At 41.7% G+C, this 20,685-nt stretch carries 20 protein-coding genes; 10 read left to right on the top strand and 10 right to left on the bottom strand.

The features are described 5' to 3' along the window. Window positions 1-204: 204 nt before the first annotated feature. The gene (locus tag C4B60_RS14395; protein WP_342365043.1) at window positions 205-1,827 is read right to left on the bottom strand and encodes a glutathione ABC transporter substrate-binding protein; all 1,623 of its coding nucleotides are present in this window, start codon (window positions 1,825-1,827) and stop codon (window positions 205-207) included. A gap of 453 nt (window positions 1,828-2,280) precedes the next feature. On the opposite strand from C4B60_RS14395, the gene nikC reads away from it, so the two are divergent. The 6 genes from nikC (at window position 2,281) to C4B60_RS14365 (ending at window position 9,023) form a co-directional block, all read left to right on the top strand. Continuing rightward, window positions 2,281-3,186: a nickel transporter permease gene (gene nikC, locus C4B60_RS14390; RefSeq protein ID WP_104058720.1), complete on the top strand. Its 906-nt coding sequence runs from the start codon at window positions 2,281-2,283 to the stop codon at window positions 3,184-3,186. 15 nt (window positions 3,187-3,201) lie between these two features. Continuing rightward, window positions 3,202-4,149, top strand: a complete 948-nt coding sequence (locus tag C4B60_RS14385) for an ABC transporter permease (protein ID WP_104058719.1) — start codon at window positions 3,202-3,204, stop codon at window positions 4,147-4,149. 34 nt (window positions 4,150-4,183) lie between these two features. Next, window positions 4,184-5,215: an ABC transporter ATP-binding protein gene (locus C4B60_RS14380; protein ID WP_104058718.1), complete on the top strand. Its 1,032-nt coding sequence runs from the start codon at window positions 4,184-4,186 to the stop codon at window positions 5,213-5,215. Beyond that, on the top strand, window positions 5,187-6,227 hold the full coding sequence (locus C4B60_RS14375; RefSeq protein WP_104058717.1) for an ABC transporter ATP-binding protein: 1,041 nt from the start codon (window positions 5,187-5,189) through the stop codon (window positions 6,225-6,227). The genes C4B60_RS14380 and C4B60_RS14375 overlap by 29 nt, the downstream gene beginning before the upstream one ends. A gap of 386 nt (window positions 6,228-6,613) precedes the next feature. After that, on the top strand, window positions 6,614-7,564 hold the full coding sequence (locus C4B60_RS14370) for an L-threonine 3-dehydrogenase (protein ID WP_104058716.1): 951 nt from the start codon (window positions 6,614-6,616) through the stop codon (window positions 7,562-7,564). A gap of 175 nt (window positions 7,565-7,739) precedes the next feature. Further along, entirely contained in the window at window positions 7,740-9,023 is a 1,284-nt protein-coding gene (locus C4B60_RS14365; RefSeq protein WP_104058715.1) for an ATP-binding protein, read from the top strand. 64 nt (window positions 9,024-9,087) lie between these two features. Here C4B60_RS14365 and C4B60_RS14360 read toward each other — a convergent pair whose 3' ends face one another. Continuing rightward, window positions 9,088-10,467 carry a YjiH family protein gene (locus C4B60_RS14360; RefSeq protein WP_104058714.1) on the bottom strand — a complete coding sequence of 460 codons (1,380 nt, stop codon included), beginning with the start codon at window positions 10,465-10,467 and terminating at the stop codon, window positions 9,088-9,090. 288 nt (window positions 10,468-10,755) lie between these two features. On the opposite strand from C4B60_RS14360, the gene sda reads away from it, so the two are divergent. Both sda and C4B60_RS14350 read left to right on the top strand, forming a co-directional pair. Continuing rightward, window positions 10,756-10,896 (top strand): sporulation histidine kinase inhibitor Sda, encoded by a 141-nt coding sequence (gene sda, locus C4B60_RS14355; protein ID WP_104058713.1) that lies wholly within the window; start codon window positions 10,756-10,758, stop codon window positions 10,894-10,896. Window positions 10,897-11,033: 137 nt separating this feature from the next. Then, window positions 11,034-11,903 (top strand): Cof-type HAD-IIB family hydrolase, encoded by an 870-nt coding sequence (locus tag C4B60_RS14350; protein ID WP_104058712.1) that lies wholly within the window; start codon window positions 11,034-11,036, stop codon window positions 11,901-11,903. A 52-nt stretch (window positions 11,904-11,955) separates the two neighbouring features. Here C4B60_RS14350 and C4B60_RS14345 read toward each other — a convergent pair whose 3' ends face one another. The 7 genes from C4B60_RS14345 to C4B60_RS14315 are packed head-to-tail and all read right to left on the bottom strand — an operon-like array spanning window position 11,956 to window position 17,739. Continuing rightward, window positions 11,956-12,303 (bottom strand): Na+/H+ antiporter subunit G, encoded by a 348-nt coding sequence (locus C4B60_RS14345; RefSeq protein WP_104058711.1) that lies wholly within the window; start codon window positions 12,301-12,303, stop codon window positions 11,956-11,958. Then, window positions 12,281-12,511 carry a Na(+)/H(+) antiporter subunit F1 gene (locus C4B60_RS14340; RefSeq protein WP_245154006.1) on the bottom strand — a complete coding sequence of 77 codons (231 nt, stop codon included), beginning with the start codon at window positions 12,509-12,511 and terminating at the stop codon, window positions 12,281-12,283. Before C4B60_RS14340 ends, C4B60_RS14345 begins: the two co-directional genes overlap by 23 nt. 59 nt (window positions 12,512-12,570) lie before the next feature. After that, window positions 12,571-13,056 carry a Na+/H+ antiporter subunit E gene (locus C4B60_RS14335; protein ID WP_104058709.1) on the bottom strand — a complete coding sequence of 162 codons (486 nt, stop codon included), beginning with the start codon at window positions 13,054-13,056 and terminating at the stop codon, window positions 12,571-12,573. A gap of 30 nt (window positions 13,057-13,086) precedes the next feature. After that, window positions 13,087-14,568 carry a Na+/H+ antiporter subunit D gene (locus C4B60_RS14330; RefSeq protein WP_104058708.1) on the bottom strand — a complete coding sequence of 494 codons (1,482 nt, stop codon included), beginning with the start codon at window positions 14,566-14,568 and terminating at the stop codon, window positions 13,087-13,089. Next, window positions 14,561-14,899 carry a Na(+)/H(+) antiporter subunit C gene (locus tag C4B60_RS14325; protein WP_104058707.1) on the bottom strand — a complete coding sequence of 113 codons (339 nt, stop codon included), beginning with the start codon at window positions 14,897-14,899 and terminating at the stop codon, window positions 14,561-14,563. Before C4B60_RS14325 ends, C4B60_RS14330 begins: the two co-directional genes overlap by 8 nt. Window position 14,900: 1 nt before the next feature. Then, complete coding sequence (locus C4B60_RS14320) at window positions 14,901-15,338, bottom strand: Na(+)/H(+) antiporter subunit B (RefSeq protein ID WP_104058706.1); 438 nt, start codon at window positions 15,336-15,338, stop codon at window positions 14,901-14,903. Continuing rightward, window positions 15,325-17,739 carry a Na+/H+ antiporter subunit A gene (locus tag C4B60_RS14315; RefSeq protein ID WP_104058705.1) on the bottom strand — a complete coding sequence of 805 codons (2,415 nt, stop codon included), beginning with the start codon at window positions 17,737-17,739 and terminating at the stop codon, window positions 15,325-15,327. The genes C4B60_RS14320 and C4B60_RS14315 overlap by 14 nt, the downstream gene beginning before the upstream one ends. Window positions 17,740-17,973: 234 nt before the next feature. Between C4B60_RS14315 and C4B60_RS14310 the strand changes: the two genes are divergently transcribed. Then, on the top strand, window positions 17,974-18,654 hold the full coding sequence (locus C4B60_RS14310; RefSeq protein WP_104058704.1) for a universal stress protein: 681 nt from the start codon (window positions 17,974-17,976) through the stop codon (window positions 18,652-18,654). A gap of 63 nt (window positions 18,655-18,717) precedes the next feature. On the opposite strand, the gene C4B60_RS14305 is transcribed toward C4B60_RS14310, so the two are convergent. Beyond that, window positions 18,718-19,257: a tyrosine-type recombinase/integrase gene (locus C4B60_RS14305; RefSeq protein WP_104058703.1), complete on the bottom strand. Its 540-nt coding sequence runs from the start codon at window positions 19,255-19,257 to the stop codon at window positions 18,718-18,720. Window positions 19,258-19,430: 173 nt separating this feature from the next. On the opposite strand from C4B60_RS14305, the gene C4B60_RS14300 reads away from it, so the two are divergent. Further along, window positions 19,431-20,384 (top strand): aminoimidazole riboside kinase, encoded by a 954-nt coding sequence (locus tag C4B60_RS14300; RefSeq protein ID WP_104058702.1) that lies wholly within the window; start codon window positions 19,431-19,433, stop codon window positions 20,382-20,384. Window positions 20,385-20,685 lie beyond the last annotated feature (301 nt).

Raw genomic sequence — 20,685 nt, 5'->3', positions numbered from 1 at the left:
GTTAACTCAAGCCCCGTCCCGCGGAAAGCGTCCCCCTGAAGCGGAAATCAACACGCCTGTTAAAAGAGATTTACTCCTATCTGCAAATTTCAAAGAGGCGAATAATTTACTCCGTATTGATTGCAGCATTAGGAGCAACCCTTAAAAACAAACTTCAAATAAAACAAAAAAAGCCGCCGGAAACCCGGCAGCTTCATAAGCTCATTACTCAGAAATAGAAACCTCATGCAATTGGTAAATACCATTTGGAAGAGTTGAGAAGCCTGACACATTATTGCTTACTCCAGTCAGGTATTCCTGATGGTGGATGTAAACCATTGGTGCAAGCTCAACAAGTTTTTCCTGTACATCAAGATAGATCGCAGCACGTGCGTCCTGATCTGTCTCACGACGTCCTGCATCTAAAAGCTCATCAAGCTCAGGATCCTGAAGGAATGAACGGTTACCCGGCTGACCTACTTGAGAAGAGTGGAATAGTGCATACGTTGCATAATCCGCATCCGCAGTAGGAGTTGACCAGCCAAGAATAAACATATCATGCTCCCCGGCAGCAGTCTGCTCAAGGTATGCACCGAATTCCATTTGCTCAATCGTAACTGTGATATTAAGCTCAGCCAAAGCCTCTTGTACTACTGTAGCAGTATCAATACGCTGTGGATTGTCATTTGTCCAGATCGTTGTAGAGAAGCCATCTCCATAACCTGCTTCTTCAAGAAGAGCTTTCGCTTCATCCATGTTGTAGTCTAAAGGTTCAACTGAATCATCAAATCCAAATACGCCTGGAGGAATTGGACCTACAGCAGGAGTACCGTAGCCATCATAGATTCCTTCAATGATCGCTTGTTTGTCGATAGCATGAGAAATTGCCTGACGAACGCGAACGTCATTGAAAGGTTCTTTTTCAACATTAAATCCAAGGTAAGATAGGCTTGTTGACCCTTGAATACTCATGCCGGCGTTATCAAGAGCATCTACACGTGCTACTTCGTTTGGCTGTACAGGGTCGATAATGTGAGCAACTCCATTTTCAAGCTCAGCAATACGGGTTCCGGATTCAGGAACTACGCGGAATGTTACCGTATCTACGTTAGCAGGCTCTCCCCAGTACTCTTCGTTCTTTTCAAGAATAACTTCTTCGCCAGGAGTCCAGTCCTGGAATTTGAAAAAGCCGGTTCCAACTGGCCCTTGGGAAATAACAGAACCCGGCTCGTCGCCGCCTTCCATTGCTTCGTAATCAGCAGCAATTGCATCTGGGCTGATCATTCCGCCACCGCTGTGAGAAAGGTGAGCAAGAAGAGGTGCAAATGGATATTCTGTTACGATTTCCACTGTATACTCATCTACTACGTTAACTTCTGTAATCATTTCGTAAAGGAAACCACGAGGTGAAGCAACTGCTTCATCCAAAACGCGATCAAGATTTGCTTTAACAGCCTCGGCGTTAAATGCTGCGCCGTCATGGAAGGTTACATCTTCACGAAGCTTGAACTGCCAAGTAAGGTCGTCAATGTTTTCCCACTCTTCTGCTAGAAGCGGCTCAATCTCATTGTCTGCATTTTGGAAGACAAGAGTTTCATAAATGTTCGCCTGAACATTTGAAGAAGGTACGTCGTTTGATCCATGAGGATCGAGTGATGAAGCATCTGACAAGACCATTAGAAGAAGATCTCCGCCTTCAGCAGCGTCTCCTTCACCAGCGGTCTCACCGTCATTACCATTGCCATTCTCTGTGTCTCCGGCATCATCACTGCCGCCAGCACATGCAGCTAGGAACATAGCCAGTACAAGCGTGAGTAAAAAAGCCCAAAGTGTTTTTTTGTTTTTCAAAAAATTACCCCCCATTAATGGTATATAAATACGGTGCAAAAAGCACAATATTCAAAAAATAATATAGCTTAATATTTAGAAAATTACAAGTCTACTAAAAATTTTTAAAGCGTCTAAAGAGGGATTATTGCTAGTGTTTCCTTAATTTTACTGAAAATTAAGTTATATTTATATAATATATGCATATACCTAATTGCTCTCGAAAAGATAATAATTCATGTGTTTGTAATAAAATCGTAATAAACTTAACTTCTATTAAAAACTATATTAGTATGTGACTTTATACAAAATTATCCTCTCGCTAAAAAAAACAAAAAAAATTATGCAAAATCCTTCATAAAAAAAGATATTAGAATAGTTTCATTTTTAACAAAAATGAGATAAGATTGTGTGGTGTGTAAAGTACGAACGTGCTTTTACTCTGATATTAATTAATAGAGAGGGTGTTAAAAAATGAGTGAGAACACGGTTAATGAGCCGGTTACTGCAAAAAGGGTCAACCCAAGACTAGAAAACTATAAAATGATATGGAAAAGGCTTAAAAAAAATAAAGCTGCTCTTATTGGTGGATATTTAATCATTTTCTTTATTCTTGTAGCAGTATTCGGTCCGTACTTGCTTTCTCAGTTTGGTCAATATGGACCGTATCAACAGAATCTTCTGAATAAACTCCAGGGGCCAAGCGCTGAGCACTGGTTTGGAACAGATAATTTCGGACGTGATATTTTCACGAGGATCATTCATGGGATGGAACTCACCTTATGGATCGGTTTTTTATCCGTCCTGATCGGTATGATCATAGGTGTGCCGCTTGGAATTATTTCAGGATATTATGGAGGCAGGATAGATAATATCATTATGCGTGTGATGGATGTGCTTCTTGCATTCCCTGGAATCCTGCTTGCTCTTGCTATTGTCAGTGTGCTTGGAGGAAGTCTTCAAAATGTAATAATTGCTGTAGGGATCTTCTCTATTCCGGCATTTGCCAGAATTGTACGGGGATCGACTCTATCAGTAAGAAAGCTTGAATATATCGATGCAGTTCGCGCACTTGGTGCAAGTGATTTTAGAATTATTTTCAAGCATATTTTACCAAACGTTATGTCTCCGATCATTGTTCAAGCCACTCTTCGGATTGCGACTGCAGTCCTGACTGCAAGCGGTCTTTCCTTCCTGGGACTCGGAGCTCAGCCTCCAATGCCTGAATGGGGCGCAATGCTTTCGGCGGGACGTACTTATATGTATGAAGCGTGGCATGTAGCTTTTTTCCCGGGAGCCATGATTGTTCTTGTCGTATTGGCATTTAATATATTCGGTGATGGTATAAGAGATGCGCTGGATCCGAAGATGAAACAATAGAGGAGGTGCTTAACGTTGACTAAATTTATCATACGCCGTTTAATACAAACGATCCCGGTGCTTTTAGGGGTTACGATTCTTGTGTTCTCGCTGATGCACCTCATTCCGGGAGATCCTGCCCAGATAATAGCAGGTGAGTCAGCGCCTGAAAGACAGGTAGAGCAAATACGTGAAAGATTGGGTCTGAATGATCCTTTACACGTTCAATACGGAAAATTTTTAGGTAATATTGTAACAGGAGATCTTGGACAATCTGTCCGAAGCAGCCGTCCTGTAGCAGATGAAATAGGGACCAGGTTCTGGGTTACCGTAGAGCTTGCCGTCTATAGTACCATCGTCAGCGTATTTCTTGGATTAATTGCAGGAATCATCTCTGCTGTACGCCACTATACAGTGTTAGATGTAGTGATCATGATTGTTGCGCTGTTTGGACTTTCCATGCCGAACTTCTGGCTTGGCCTCATGCTCATACAGTACTTTTCAATTGGAAACTGGATGCCTGACTGGATGAGCTTTATGCAAATGAGAGCCTCGGGCTGGGGTGACAGCTGGAAACAGGTCGTTCTTCCGGTTATTACACTTGGAACGGCAGGGGCCGCGATTATCGCCCGTATGACAAGATCGAGTATGCTTGAAGTGATCGGGCAGGATTATATTCGTACCGCTCGCGCAAAAGGAGTTAAAGAACGAATTGTGATTTACCGTCATGCTCTTAAAAATGCGTTAATCCCTGTTGTTACAGTCGTTGGTCTTGAATTTGGTGCATTACTTGGGGGTACGGTATTAACAGAAACGATTTTTGCAATCAACGGCATGGGCCGATTGACCATTGACGCTATTCGTACAAGGGATTTCCCGGTTGTTCAGGGAACTGTTTTAGTTATTTCCCTGCTGTTTGTTTTCGTAAACTTACTTGTTGATATATCGTATCGCTTCTTAAATAAACGAATTGAACTTGATTAATAGAATAACTTTAAGAAAAGAGGTGTGTAGATAAATGAGCACTTACAAAAATATCTTGGAAGTTCGCAATTTGCAAACTTCATTTTTTACCGATGATGGAGAAGTGAAAGCTGTTGATGGTGTCAGCTTTGAACTGCCAAAAGGAAAGACGCTGGGAGTAGTAGGGGAGTCCGGATCGGGTAAAAGTATTACAGCCTTATCTCTTCTTCAGCTGCTATCAAAGCCGGGAAAAATAAAAGGGGGCGAAATCCTTTTTAAAGGAAAAAATCTCCTTGATTATACAGAGAAGCAAATGCGGGAGATTCGCGGAAATGATATTTCTATGATCTTTCAGGAGCCGATGACTTCGTTAAACCCTGTCTACACAGTAGGTTATCAAATTAGTGAGTCATTAATGATTCACCAGAACCTAAATAAACGTGAAGCAAAGCTGAAGTCAATTGAAATGTTAAAACTGGTTGGAATTCCATCACCAGAAAAACGGGTTGATCAATATCCGTTTGAACTGTCTGGAGGTATGAGGCAGCGTGTCATGATTGCGATGGCTCTTGCATGTAACCCGGATATGCTGATTGCTGATGAACCGACAACGGCTCTTGATGTAACCATTCAGGCACAGATACTGGATTTAATCAGAGAGCTCCAGGCCAAATTAGATATGTCCGTTATTATGATCACCCATGATCTTGGAGTTGTCGCTGAAACATGTGATTATGTAGCTGTTATGTATGCCGGACAGGTTGTGGAATTTTCAGATGTGCGTTCGCTGTTTAAAAAGCCAAAGCATCCATATACAGTGGGGCTTCTAAAATCACTGCCAAGACATGATATAGAGCAGGAGAAGCTGCAGCCGATTAAAGGAACAGTTCCAAGCCCAAAGGAAATGCCGGTGGGCTGCCGTTTCTCCCCACGCTGTCCAGCTGCAACTGATCTATGTCGTGGAAGAATGCCGGGCCTGATAACCGATGAACAAAAAAATGAGATTCGCTGTTGGATATACTCTGAAGAGTGGGATGGCGATCCGGAGGTGAACATCTATGGCGAAGAAAGAATTGCTGAAGGTTGAGAATTTAAAACAGTATTTCCCGATTAAGGGTGGGTTTTTAGGCCGTACCGTGAACTATGTTAAGGCTGTAGATGATATCAGCTTTACTGTTTACGAAGGAGAAACCGTCAGTATAGTAGGAGAATCCGGCTGTGGTAAATCAACCACAGGACGTGCAATCCTTCGTCTTGATGAACCTACTGAAGGCGTTGTTTCCTTTGAGGGGACGGACCTGACGACTCTTTCACGCAGTGAGATGCGCCGCAAGAGGAAGGATCTTCAGATCATTTTTCAGGATCCGTATGCTTCGATAAATCCACGGCAGATTGTATCAGCTGTCATCGAAGAAGCGATGCATATTCAAAACGCAGTGCCGAAGGAAAAACGCAGGGAGCGCATTGAAGAGCTTCTGCAAACCGTTGGACTCCAGCCGTATCAGGCAGACCGCTATCCGCATGAATTTTCAGGTGGACAGCGTCAGCGTATAGGAATTGCGCGAGCTTTATCGGTTAACCCTAAACTGATAATTTGTGACGAAGCAGTATCAGCACTCGATGTTTCCATTCAGGCGCAGGTTCTGAATCTGCTTGAAGAACTACAGGATGAATTTGGTCTTACGTATCTCTTCATCTCCCATGACCTAGGGGTAGTGCGTCATATTTCTGACCGTATTATCGTTATGTATCTGGGTAAGATTATGGAAATCTCGGATAAGAAATCATTATTTGAAAACCCGCAGCACCCATATACGAAAGCCTTGCTATCTGCTATCCCGGTGCCGGATCCGGATAAGAAAAAGGAACGGATCATGCTAAAAGGAGATGTACCGTCTCCAATCGATCCTCCAACAGGCTGCCGTTTCCACACGCGGTGCCCATACGCTACTGAAAAGTGCGTAACAGACGTCCCTGAGCTGCGCACCCTTCCTCATATGAAAGAAGGCCACCAGGCTTCCTGTCACTACATCGAGGAAATCCACTCAGGCGAAATGCAGCCAAGAGACTACTCGGAAAAAACGAAAATAAAGGCTTAAAAGCGTAATCGGGCGTTCAGCTCCGACAAGCATAAGACAACCCGCATCCATAGGCGCTTTTTGCCTATTGTGCGGGTTGTCTTATGACCTCGAGGGCCTAGCCGCTGAAGCTGGATAAAGTAAAAGCGTAAGCGGGCGTTCAGCGCCGAAAAGAATGAGAAGCAAGATTAGAAGGACCTCTTTATAGGGTCCTTTTTTTTATTTTTATCTTCTTCCAAAATTTAAAGTTATTTATTTGTCCTCCTGGTATAAACATTAGTAGAGGAATATGTTAAATTATTAGTATAAATAATAATTAATTGGACGAAGTGTATTTCGCTGATGGACACTTGTTCTTTTTATAAGAAGACAGGCATAAATAGAAAAGCAACAGGGAGGAACAGGAAATGAAAAGAATTTTAGTGACTGGAGCTCTTGGCCAAATCGGCTCAGAATTAATTACAAAGCTGCGCAGAGAATATGGGGCGGATGCCGTTATTGCTTCAGATATCCGTTCAACTGACAACGAGGTAGTCCATGGAGGTCCGTTTGAGCTCTTAGATGTAACAAATGCTGAACAAATGTATACTGTAGCCAAAAAGCATAATGTTGATACGATGATGCATATGGCTGCTCTTTTATCTGCAAGAGCTGAGCAAACTCCTCAGCTTGCCTGGAATTTAAATATGGGCGGACTGGTAAATGCACTTGAGGTTGCACGTGAGCAGCATCTTCAATTTTTCACACCAAGCTCAATCGGAGCATTTGGACCTGATACGCCTAAGTTAAATACACCTCAGGACACATTACAGCGTCCTACAACAATGTACGGCATTAATAAGGTAGCAGGGGAGCTTCTATGTGACTACTATCATAGCCGCTTTGGAGTTGATACCAGAGGCGTCCGATTCCCTGGTTTAATTTCCTACGTCACCCCTCCTGGCGGGGGAACAACGGATTATGCTGTAGAAATTTACTATGAGGCATTAAGAAGCGGCCGCTATACTTCATTCATTAAAGAAGGAACGTATATGGATATGATGTATATGCCAGATGCTCTTCAGGCCATTGTCGATTTAATGGAGGCGGATCCTGCAAGACTAAAGCATCGCAATGCGTTTAATGTTACCGCGATGAGCTTTGAGCCCCAACAGATTGCAGCAGAGATTAGAAAACATATGCCATCATTTGAGATGACTTATAATGTAGACCCGGTACGTCAGGCTATCGCTGACAGCTGGCCTAATGCGATTGATGCTTCTGCAGCCATGCAGGAATGGGGCTTTAAGGCAACCTATGATTTAGCAGCAATGACAGAAGATATGCTTTCCAAATTAAAAACAGCTATTCCCAGCTAAGGGGAATGAACCGCTTGAGTGAATTGCTTTCAAGCGGTTTTTTTCATTTTTCCGTGAAGGTAAAATAATTTAACGTTTTTTTACCTTTTCCTTTTGCTACAAAATTCGACATGGTATGATTATGAGAAGAATAAACGATGAATTAATTTAAAAATTGTAGGATGGGCAGGTGATTATGCTGTTACAGTCATATACAATTTCACAAATAAGAGCTCTAATAGGTCTGTTTCTTTTTCTTATAATCGTTGAAGTGATCTTTCTGTTTGCCGGTAGTCTGGGGTTGCTGCAGGGAGTTTTTTTGACGATAGCAGAGCTTTTAAATATAGGGCTTCTTGTAGCAGCAGCAATCATTATATATATAAGGTACCGGAAAATTAAAAAGTTCATCCAGGAGAAAGAAGACGAGGAACTGAAAATGACCGCTCTTATCCAGTCAATGCCTGATTTTGTCTGCTTTAAGGATGGGGAAGGACGCTGGATAAAAACGAATGATTTTGGTCTGGAGCTATATGGTCTGACCAATGATCAGTATGTGAATAAAACCGATATTGAGCTGGGATTAATTAATCCTTTCTTTAAGGATGCGTTTGATTACTGTACGATTTCTGACGAAGAAACGTGGCAAAAAGCCATTACTGTCCGCGCAGAGGAAGCGTTTTTCATTCCTTCCGGGGAGCTGAAAACCTTTGATGTGATTAAGGTTCCGCTCTTTTATGAGGATGGCTCACGCAAGGCCCTTATAACGATCGGACGTGATATTTCACAACAGAAGCTTGCTGAAGAGCAGCTTGTCAAACAGGAAAAGCTGGCAGTTGCAGGGGAGCTCGCTGCAGGTATTGCTCATGAAATAAAAAACCCATTAACAAGCTTAAAGGGATTTGTTCAGCTAATGAAGGAAGAAACCGGGGTTTCGCAGGAGAAAATGGATGTAATGACTTCTGAAATGAATCGAATTCAGTCAATTGTAGAGGAGTTATTGGTCCTTTCCAAGCCTCAGACCCGTCTAAAAGAATCATTATCTCTTCATTCGGCAATTGAATATGTTGTAAAGCTTCTAAAGCACCAGGCGCTTGAAAACGGGGTAACCCTTCACTTTGAAGAGATAAACGAAGGGCCGGACGACGTGCTTGGTGACCGTAATCAGCTTATACAGGTATTCATTAACCTTGTTAAAAATGGGATAGAATCGATGCAGGACGGGGGAGAACTGCACCTGCAGACAATCCGTCATAAGGAGTGGATCTGTGTCTGTGTCAAGGATCGGGGGCATGGCATCTCAGATGAGGGACTCACTAAACTCGGTCAGCCTTTCTTTACGACCAAATCAAAGGGAGTCGGGCTTGGCATTACGATCTGCCAAAAAATTATTCATGAACATAATGGACGGATTGTATTTAAAAATAATGAACATGCTGGAACGACCGTTTTAGTGAAATTGCCCTTATATAATGAGAACTAATTTTTCCTCAACATAAAAAGAGAGACAGCCGGCATATAGCCCGGCTGTCTCTTTGATGTACTGACTAAAACAAGAGATGAGCAACTCCTGCTATAATCGGCAGTGTAATTAAAGTTCTTAGCAAGAAAATTAGAATAAGATCAAGCAGCGATACAGGAATTTTAGATCCTAACAAAAGTCCGCCAACCTCTGACATGTAGATCAACTGGGTAACGGAAACGGCCGCAATGACAAATCGTGTCATCTCTGAAGGGATACTTTCACCGATAATAGCCGGTAAAAACATATCCGCAAATCCAACAACCATAGTTTGTGCTGCCTCTGCAGCATGCGGAATCTGAAGTAATTCAAGAATTGGAACAAACGGCGCTCCGAGAATAACAAAGGTGCTTGTTTCTTCTGCAAGAATTAAGGCAATCGTTCCAAAGGCCATAACAACGGGAGCTACGCCCAGCCACATATCTAAAATGTTTTTACCGCCATCGACAGCAAATTTTTTGGCGCTGTTATTTCGTTTAGCAGCAGCAAGCGCCATTTCTGTCCCGTGCTGTATACGGCTTTTGCCATGCGGTACTTCCTCCAGGTTGTCGTCTTCTTCTCTTTCAGTGATATACGTTTTCTTTTTCATTGAAAGAGGAGGGATTCTTGGCATAATAATTGCAGCCACAAACCCTGCCAGAGCAACTGTAAGATAAAACGGAACAAAATAGCTTCCGAGTCCAATTGTTTCAATAACTACGATACTGAATGTGATAGAGACAATAGAGAACGTGGTTCCAATTACCGCTGCCTCACGTTTTGAATAATGACCATCCTGATATTGTTTGTTGGTAAGCAAAACCCCGATAGTCCCGTCGCCAAGCCAGGAAGCAAGTGCATCAATAGAAGATCTCCCAGGGAGCTTAAACAGCGGGCGCATAATTTTCGCCATAAAGGTTCCAAACCATTCAAGTAAACCGAAATTTAACAATAAAGGCAAAAACATTCCTGCAAATAAGAAAACAGCAAACAAAAGAGTTAAAAGACCATCATTAGCAAGTAATAATCCACCTGTGTATTCTGACCAGATAGCCTCAGTGGCACTGCCGCCAATCTGGAAGAAGGTAATAAGGACAAATACGGCTGCAATAACACGTACCACTACCCAGAACCATGATACAAAAAATAAATTATGGGTAAAATCGTTTTTCATAACGAAACTAGGCTTTGCAAGCCTTGCGAATAAAGTTAAAACGGCTGTCAATACAATAATAAATGTCATAATAGCCGGAATAATGGAGCCCATAGTATCTAGCAGCCAATTAGACAAAATAGCAATAGGAATCGTTACTGAACGATCGCCTGTTTCCGGATCAGTCGTTGGAAAAGGTGTCATAAATAAGAAAATTCCTATTAGGGAAGGAATAATAAAACGTACATAATCTAGTGCTGTAGGGTTTTTCATTTGTACTCTCCTTTAAATGTAAAAACTAAGGTTCTAACGTAATAGACTGTATAAAAATCAGACTTACTCTATTTTAATTCACTCTCCTTTTAAAATCCATTGTTTTTTAATAAAAAACAATGGAAAATACTTGTGTAAAGCCTATCCTTACTATAACCATTGTCATAACAACTTTTCAATAAATGTCTGAAAAATGTAGAAATTTGCAATATTATTTATTTGAAAAAAGGGAGTAAAGTAATGAAAATCGGGAAATATTATAAAAAACTGTAATGGGGTGGAACCAGAATGAAATCGTTAAAAGGATTAACAGATGAAAAATTAATTGAGTCGTTTGAAATAGCAAAACAAAAAGAGCTTGCAAACGATTTTATCTTCATCCTTGAAAAGGAATTGAAGAACAGGGGATTAGTTAAACTAGTGAGCTAAACCTACAACATGGCGATTATATTGCCGTGTTTTTTATATGGTTTTATATCGTTTATGTAAAGAATAAACGCCGTAAACGCTTTCAAATCGGGAAGCATGATACAATAAAACAACTTTAGAAGAGGAAGGTGAGTCATATGATAAAATTATTGGCATCCGATATGGATGGAACCCTTTTGAATAAGGATCATGTGGTTGGTCCTGAAAATAGCAGAGCGATTAAGGAAGCCCAGGCACAAGGTGTAGAAGTCGTAGTAGCTACCGGCCGTTCCTATCTCGAAGCCATGCCGCCGCTAAAAGAGGCCGGCATTACCTGTCCTATTATTTCAGTAAACGGTGCTGAGATCAGGGACGCTAACGGAGAGCAGCTTCTAGTAAGGGGCATTGATAAGGAAACGGCAAAGGACGCTGCACAGCAGCTTGAAAACCTGGATATTTATTTTGAGGTCTATACGAATAAAGGAACCTTTACAAATGATAAAGAACAGGGAATTCAGCTGTTGATCGATATTTTTCTTACCACTAACCCTGATACACCGCTTCCTCATGTGGAAACGGAAGCCCAGAGCCGTTACGACGAAGGACATATTGAAGTGGTTGAAGGCTATGAACAGATCTTTAATGATGAGACACAAACCATTTATAAGTTTCTTGCTTTTTCCTCAAATCCGGAAGCGCTTGAGAAGGTGAATGCAATCCTTCAAAAAACCAACGGGCTTGCGATCAGCTCATCAGGCAGGGAAAACCTTGAGATTACAAGCTTGGACGCTCAAAAAGGAATCGCGCTGGAATGGTATTGCAATAAGAAAGGAATCTCACTGAAGGATGTTATGGCAATCGGAGACAATTATAACGATCTATCCATGATGAAAAAAGCAGGCTACTCTGTTGCAATGGGGAACGCCCCTGACGATATTAAGGAGCAATGTGCTCATATTACCGCTACAAACCGCGAAGATGGAGTAGCAAAAGCAATTGAACACTTAGTTACTGTTCAATCCGTTTAATTTTCTAAAATGAAAACCCCTGGCTTTATTGTGCCAGGGGTTTTTGTGTGCCTTACTTCAGATTCTCAGGAACTTTCTCTTTTTTAACGATCTTCTCTGTATCAATTCCGGTTACATAGGCTGCGCGGCAAATTAAATGCCCGGCTACCGGAGCGGTTAAATATAAAAAGACGATGCCAAGAACAAGACGTATACTAAAATAATGCTCTGTTGCCCAAAAGTAAATAAAGACACCGGAGAGGGTCAAGAGAACGGCAAGTGTGGTACTCTTTGTTCCGGCATGGGAACGTGTATACACATCGGGCAGTCTTAGAAGACCGTAAGCGCTGATAATAGCCATAATACTTCCGAGGAGCACCATGAGTGCAGCAATTAATTTAATAATCTCGCTTGCGATCAATGATAACCCCCCTCTCAATGTATTTTGAAAATGCAATTGTACTGATAAAAGCCAGGATGGCAATAATCAGAATAACCTCTAAATAAGCAGCGGTATTAAGGATAACCCCAATAACGGCAACAATAGAGATAAGGTTAACCCCAATAACATCAAATGAAACAACACGATCCGGCAGAGAAGGTCCTTTTATAATCCTTACAAGAGCCATTCCGATTGCCACACAAAAAAGGACAATAGCAATTAAAAAAATTGCATCTGTTAGCTGCGTCACGGGCGGGCCACCTCCAGGATAACTTTTTCATATAAGCGGATCGATTTTAAAACGGATGGTTTTGATTCTTTAATGTCCATTGCATGAATATAAAACGTGTCGCCTTCTGGTGATACTCTCAGGACCACAGAACCCGGAGTAAGCATCAGCAGGAGAGCCAGAGCGGTTATATGCCAGTCATTGTCCAGCTCTGTTTTATACGTAAAGATCCCCGGTTCTACTTCCTTGGAATGAGTTAGAATCTGTTTCATAATTAATAAACTGGACGTTATTAATTCATAATTAAAAATCGCCAAGAGCTTTATCATCGACAACACCCGTTTTAAATAAAAAGGGGTTCCAAAGAAACGGTGGAGCATAAAAATAATTCCGATTCCAATTAAAAACCCGCTTATAAAGGTTGGAATCTCAAAGGTGGATTCATCGTTTAAGAATACCCATAAAAGGGCGATAAGCAGATTTAAAAGAAACTGAATAGGCATCCGTATGCACCTCCCAAATTAAACGTATTCTTACTCATTCTCCAAAGCCCCCTCAATATAAATCTCAGGGTTCATTAACACATTTGACGCATCAGCAACATAAGGAGTTAAAGCATTCATCCCAAAGCCAAGGGCTGTGGTAATGACCGCTAAAAAAATCAGCGGCACCATCATGCCAAACGGGAGGTGCACCTGTTTTAGTTTGCCGACCATCGGCTGGCCCCAGAACATGTTTAAAAAGATCCGAATGACAGAATACAGTACAAACAAGCTGGATGCAAAAGCGGCAAACGCCAGGAAATACTGACCTGCAGTAATCGAGCCCTGGCCAACCATAAGCTTACCGACAAACCCGCTAAAGGGAGGAACCCCGCCAAGTGACAGAGCTGCTAGTAAGAATATCCACCCAAGCAGCGGATAGTTGGTAATTAATCCGCTCATACGGTCGAGCCGGTAAATGCCTGTTAAGTAAATAATGGTTCCGATTAGAAGAAAGATCAAGGCCTTAATCACGATATCGTGTACCAAATAGTAAATGGAGCCCTGTATACCGATTTCATTATTAGCGGCTAAGCCGACCAGAATAAAGCCAATCGCCACCACAACGTTATACGCAGCAACTTTCCTAATATCAACAAAAGCAATAACACCAATGCTTCCACCTACTAAGGTAATCAGCGCCATCCAGCCGATAATGGTATGGGTGATCCCGGGTTCATGATAAAAAAGTAAGGTAAAGGTTCTAATAAGAGCATATACCCCAACCTTCGTTAAAAGGGCTGCAAAGAGGGCAGAGATAGCTGTAGGGAGAACACTGTATGAGCCCGGCAGCCAAAAATACAGAACTAGTCCGGCTTTAAGTGAAAACACAACCAAAAACAAAATGCTGATAGTGGTGAGCATTGGCGGCTGACCCGCTTCTGCAATCCTTTGGGACAGCTGGGCAAGATTCAGCGTGCCAAGAGTGCCGTATATATAAGCAATGCCAAGCAGGAAAAACCAGGAGGATAAAATATTGATAAGAACATATTTGATTCCCTCTGTCAGCTGCTTTTTTTCACCTCCAAGCGTCATTAGCCCGTAGGAGGCAAGCAGCATGATTTCAAAGCAGACAAAAAGATTAAATAAATCTCCTGTTAGAAAGGCTCCGTTTACACCAGCAACCAATAATAGCATAAAGGGATACTGAAAAGCGCCTTCTCTTTTTTTATCACCTGCAAAAGCGGCATATAAAACACAAAGAGCAGAAACAAGAGAGGCAGTACTTACAAGCAGCATAGCAAATGAGTCGCCGACAAATGTAATCCCGTATGGAGGAGCCCATCCGCCGAAATCAAGCCTCATAATGCCGTTTCTTCGTATTGCTTCCAATGACCCGATGCTAATGAAAAAAACAACAAGTAAAGAGATAAAACTGCTCCATCTTTGAATGGAAGGGTAGGAGCGGAAAAAAAGTAATGAAACACCTGCAATGATCGGGATGACCATAGGGAAAACTAAAATATTATTCATCTTTTGATCCTCTCATTTCATTGAGATTATCTGTTCCTACACTCTGGTAGGTTCTATAGACAAGTACTAAGAAAAATGCTGTAACAGCAAAGCCGATTACAATTGCCGTTAAAATTAAGGCCTGAGGAAGGGCGTCCGTGTAGGTCTCGGTCCCATCATCTAAAATAGGGACGCTTCCTCCCTTTAAGCCTCCCATCGTCATGAGCAGCAAATGTACAGCATGAGAAAGGATGGCTGTGCCAAGGACAATCCGAATCAGATTTTTTGATAGGAGGAGATAGGTAGCTGTAGACACAAGCACTCCAACTAACAAAGTAATAAGTGTCTCCATATTACACATCCTCACTAATATTAATTAAAATAGTCACAACGACCCCGACAACGCCAAGAGCAACACCCGACTCGAACAAAACAACGGTCGTAAGCTCCGTTTCTCCTAAAAGAGGGAGGTCAAAGTAGGCAAAGGACTGGCTTAGGAAGTTGGCGCCAAAAAGAAGAGCACCTAATCCGCTTAATGTTGATAATAGAACACCTGCTGCTGCCACCATTTTAAAATCGATTGGAATGCCTTTATTAACCGTTTCAAGATCAAAGGTAATATAAAGCAGGATCACAGCAGAAGCGAGCGTCAGTCCTCCAATAAATCCTCCTCCGGGGTTGTGGTGGCCTGAGAGAAAGAGATACATGCCAAACGTTAAAATAATAAACACAGCGATTTTCGATACTGTTTGTAAAATAACATCATTTTCTCTTGTGTCATTTTCTCTCATCCGAATCGCCTCCATCCTGTGCTTTTACTTTAATCAATGTATAAACTCCTATCCCAGCTATAAACAGCACCACAACCTCAAGCATCGTATCAAGCGCCCTGAAATCCCCAAGAATCGTATTGACGATATTCCGTCCGCCTGCGAGTTCATAGGACTCTTCAAAATAGCTAGAAATGCTTTCGAATAACCGGTTGCCCTGTACCGAGAGCGCAATCAGAACCGTTAAAGCCCCGGTGCTGGCAGAGATAATAATTTTAGGTATTCGCACCTTTAGATTGCGGTCTTCTTTAGACCATTCAGGTAAATGGTAGAAACACAATAAGAATAGAACCGTTGTAACTGTTTCGACGACCAGTTGTGTTAACGCCAAATCCGGCGCCCGGAACAGCACGAAGAAAATGGCAATGCAGTAGCCGAGAACGCCATTTAAAAGTGTGGCCGTCATGCGTGATTTCGTAAAGAGAATGCTCACTGCCGCTGATCCCATAATAATGACAAGCAGGGCCTCGTAAATGCCAATCGGCGCATCATTTGCTGTATTAAGCACAAAGCTTCCTGTGATAAACAGGGTTCCGCCAACAACTGTGATAAGGAAGGCATAAATATAGAAAAGGTAATGGCGTAAAAATCCTGTCATATAAAAATTCGTGAAACGGTTAGAGGTTGATTCACTAATGCTTAAGATCTGTCTATATCCATTATCAAGGGAGATCCTTGAAGGGAATAAGTCGTATACTTCCTTCCAAAGATTATATTTTTTAAATAAAAGGAACCCTCCTGCCACAACGCCCAGTGTCATAAATAACTCAGTATTAAAGCCATGCCAAGCATAGATATGTGGAATGAAGTCCTCAGCTCCTGCATAGGAAGGCAGAATGCCATTCATCGCTGGGGCGAGAAGGAATCGGCTAAGTTGATTCGGGAAGAAAAACAGCAGAACAACCAACGAGCATAAAATAATTGGCGAGATCAAAAGACCAATAGACGCCTCGTGTGGCTCCTTCTCCAGCTTCTCTCTTTGATAGTTTCCAGTAAACGTTCTGAAAACAAGAATAGTAGAATAAGTAAATGTGAAAATACTCCCAATAAGAGCAAGTCCTGGAAAAACAACGCCCAACGTGTCCATATTAAAAATAGACAGCTCAGTAGCAGTCAAGGTGGCAGTAAAGAACATTTCCTTACTTAAAAAGCCATTAAACGGCGGCATGCCGGCCATTGAAAAGCTGCTGATAACAGCAAGGGTAAACGTAATTGGCATCAGGGTAATAAGGCCGCCAAGTTTACGAATATCACGTGTACCGACTCCATGGTCAATAATCCCGACAATCATGAATAACGCACCTTTAAATGTCGAATGATTTACTAGATGGAAAAGACCAACAAAAATAGCAGTCGTATAAACGACAGAATCAGTATCAGCGCCCCCATTAAGAGCAGCTGAACCGAGGCCGAACAAGGACATAATCAGTCCAAGCTGGCTGATGGTGGAGTAGGCAAGAAGCGCTTTTAAGTCTTTTTGCTTCATGGCAAACAGTGCACCCCAGAACATCGTAAAGATCCCTACTCCGCTGACCAGCCAAAACCAGGTAGCTTCCCCGCCAAAAACAGGTGTAAATCGTGCAACAAGAAACAGTCCGGCTTTTACCATGGTTGCAGAGTGCAGATAAGCACTTACAGGAGTAGGTGCTTCCATAGCATCAGGAAGCCAGATATGGAAAGGGAACTGAGCAGACTTAGTGAACGCGCCCAGTAAAATTAAAACCAACGCAGGAATAAACAGTTCGTGATCCTGAATGGAATTTCTCATTGATATAATTTCCTGTATACTCGTGGTACCACTCATTACCTGCAGCATGATAAACCCCATAAGCATTGCAATTCCGCCGCCGACAGTAATTAAAAATGACTTTTGAGCACCGTACTGCGATTTTCTTCTTCGATACCAAAAAGCGATTAATAAGAAGGAAGAAACACTGGTTAACTCCCAGAATAAGTACAACACCATAAGATTATCGGTTAAAACGACCCCTAACATCGCTCCCATAAAGAGCATAAGATAGGAATAAAAGTGCGGGAGCGATTCTCTTTCTTTAGACAAATAATAGATAGAGTAAAACACAACCAGACTTCCTACACCAGTGATCAGTAAAGCAAAGATTAAGCTGAGTCCGTCCAGGTAAACAGCAAAGTGAAGGTCCAGTGCCGGAATCCATGAAATTGCAGCGGCAATTGTTTCATTCGCCGATATTTGCGGTACAAAAGTAATAAAGGAAATAAAAAGAAAAATTGGTACGGCTAAGATCGCCCATCCTAAATGTAACCGGGGGACTGCTTTGGCAATGATCGGAATGATTGCCACTGCAAAAATAGGAAATACTATTAGCAAATGAAGAAAACTCATAAATCCAACTCCTTTAACCAGCCAACTTAGTAGTTATTATAATAGGTAATAGTGCTTTTTATCCTTTAAGTCCATAAAATAAGACAAATTCAAAAAAAAATCATCATTAGGGGTTGAATTTTAAAAACAAGCCCTATATTCTTATAGTCGTGACAAAATACTGAAAGATTTACGTGATAAAAAGAAAGACACATATAGATCGATTTTAAATAGCAGGAATTGAGGTGAGATGAATTGAAAAAATTAAGAGCACGAATGGACGAAAGCATCCTGGTTTGTGTTTATTACGGGCCTAACGGTGAAAGGCTGATTCGACGCGGATGTAAAATTGCGAATATGCTGGATTGCCCTTTATACGTATTAACTGTTGACCCAAACCCTTACGATGATATCAGTGCCGACAAGCAGGCGTATATCGAACAATGGAAAAAAGTAGCAGAAGAGCATGGGGCAGAGGATTTTATTATCCGCGACAATGAAAAGAGCCCGGTTGCAAAAGTCATTGCAGAGATTTCAAGAGAGCTTGATATTACTCAGATCATCTTAGGCCAGTCTCCGCAAAGCCGATGGGAAGAAATTAAAAAAGGTTCTTTCTTAAATCTGCTGTTACGCGAAATCTCCTTTGTCGATTTTCACATTGTTGCAATCGACCGTTCTGTCGAGGATGACGACAATTTATTCGATAGTGGAACAAGAGCTTACTTAGTAAAAAGAGAAGACGGTCACTACATCAGCTTCGTTTATAATGATGATGTTGTTGCTGAAGGTATTTTTTACAAGGAAACCGGTACTGATTTTAACAATGGCGTTTTTAAGTTTGCGCGTGATAACAAAACATGCCAGCTTCATGTTACAGATGACAAAATTACCGAACCAACAACGATTCATAAAGTAATAAAAGAAGAAGAATTATAAGCTTGAAAGCTTGCAGACCTGATCTGCAGGCTTTTTTATTTTAACTGCCTTCTTTTTGGGGTATTAAAGATTTACATCGATCTTTTGGAACGTATCATCAATACCAATATAACGCAGGGTTTCAGCAGGGGTGGCATGATGATAGCGCTCCTGAATAAGAGAGATGGCAATTCCTTTAATATACGCATGGTAGCCAAACGTTTTACGCAATGTATGAGTGCCGATCTGATAGTCGATTCCTACTTTTCTTGCTGTTTCATGAATGACTCTGTAGGCATGCTGACGGGTGATTGGCGTACCGCTTTTAGGAGATTGAAATAGGTATTGATCCTTAAGATGATCATTTTGATGAAGATGAAAGGCGAGAGCAGCCTTGACTTTATCATTCATATAGATCTTTTGGCCGTCAATATCAATAAAGGCAAGGATCTTTTTTTCTTCATCAATAACCTGTTTTGTTTCAAGCTGTAATAATACATTTATTCTTAATCCGGTATTGATCCCAAGGACAAAAAAACAATAATCCCTGCTTGAGTACATTTTCAATTCTTTTTTCATCATACTTATGTGCCGAATGTTCTTGATGGGATTAACAACTTCCATTTTTCTCACCTTCTTACATGTTACTTAACCTGACTATAACAACTATTTATGTAACATGCAAATATTATATCTCTGAATTATCTATATATATGAAGAAAAAGTTCTTAATAAAAGTCGAAACAACTTATGATACGATTAAGACATCTTAGAAAGAGCAGGGAGAGGGTACATTCATGAAAAATGGAATCATAAGTATGGGAGAAGCACTGATTGATTTTATCCCTTTAGATGAAACAAATAGCAGTTACCATAAAAGTCCAGGCGGTGCACCTGCAAATGTAGCAGTCGGAGCAGCAAGGCTTGGGGTGGAAACCTACTTTGCAGGAAAAGTCGGGGATGATGTTTTGGGTCATTTTCTGCAGGAAACACTGGCTCACTACGGTGTAAACACCGATCACTTGAAGTTAACAAAAGATGTTCGTACAGGAGTGGTGTTTGTCACACTCGGTGCAGGCGGGGAAAGAAGCTTTGATTTTTACATAGACCCAAGTGCGGATCGTTTTTACGAAGAAAGGGATCTGGATGAAGCGATTTTTGAGAAATCAAAGGTATTTCACTTTGGCTCTATTTCAATGATTAGCGAGCCATCAAAGAGCGCTACACAAAAAGCGGTTGAGCTGGCAAAAAAACATGGCTTACTAATATCCTATGACCCGAACTTGCGATTAAGCTTATGGAGAAACCCGGAAGAGGCTAGAAGAACCATTGCTTCCATGCTTGACCATGTGGATGTACTGAAAATTTCTGAGGAAGAGCTTGAGTTTCTTACAGGGACTTCAGATATCCAAAAGGGAACAGAAGTGCTTCAGCAGTTCCCGATTCCGCTTATTTTGGTAACGCTCGGAGCTGAGGGCAGCTATGTTTTTACCCGGGAAGGCCATGTTCATGTCCCGGCGAGGAAGGTTAATGCGATTGATACAACAGGGGCTGGAGATGCCTTTGTATCCGGCCTGCTTGCCCAGCTTCATTCGTTTGAAGAGGGATTGGAGACACTTACTTTAGATGAGGCAAAGAGGATGGTGGAGGTGGCGAGTGTTTCAGGTGCCCTTGCAGCATCAACAAAAGGCGCCATGACCGCTCTGCCGACACTTGAAGAAGTAAAGCGTTACTTGAGCGAAGAGGTTTAAATAGGGAAACGAATTTGGAAGTCTCTCCTAAATAGACGAAACGAAAATCAACCTGCCAATTTAGAGGTGCCAACTCATTACATTGAAACTTTGGAGGACCATATTCCTTTTGAGGGGTTGATTGAAGTGGAAGGAGGTGACTCCTGGGGGATTAAGCGGAAAGGCTGAGATCCACTTGCGAAGCAAGTTAGCTCAGCTTCCGCCCCCCGGAAAGCATCCCCCTGCAGCGGAAATCAACTTGCTAATTTCAGAAAGCATACTCATAACTTTTAATTTTTGAAAACACCTGCTTCTTATTAAC

The sequence above is a fragment of the Jeotgalibacillus proteolyticus genome, from assembly GCF_002926065.1.
GTDB lineage: Bacteria > Bacillota > Bacilli > Bacillales > Jeotgalibacillaceae > Jeotgalibacillus > Jeotgalibacillus proteolyticus.
Note: the sequence above shows the minus strand (reverse complement) of the source record. Positions and strands in the feature narration are given on the sequence as shown.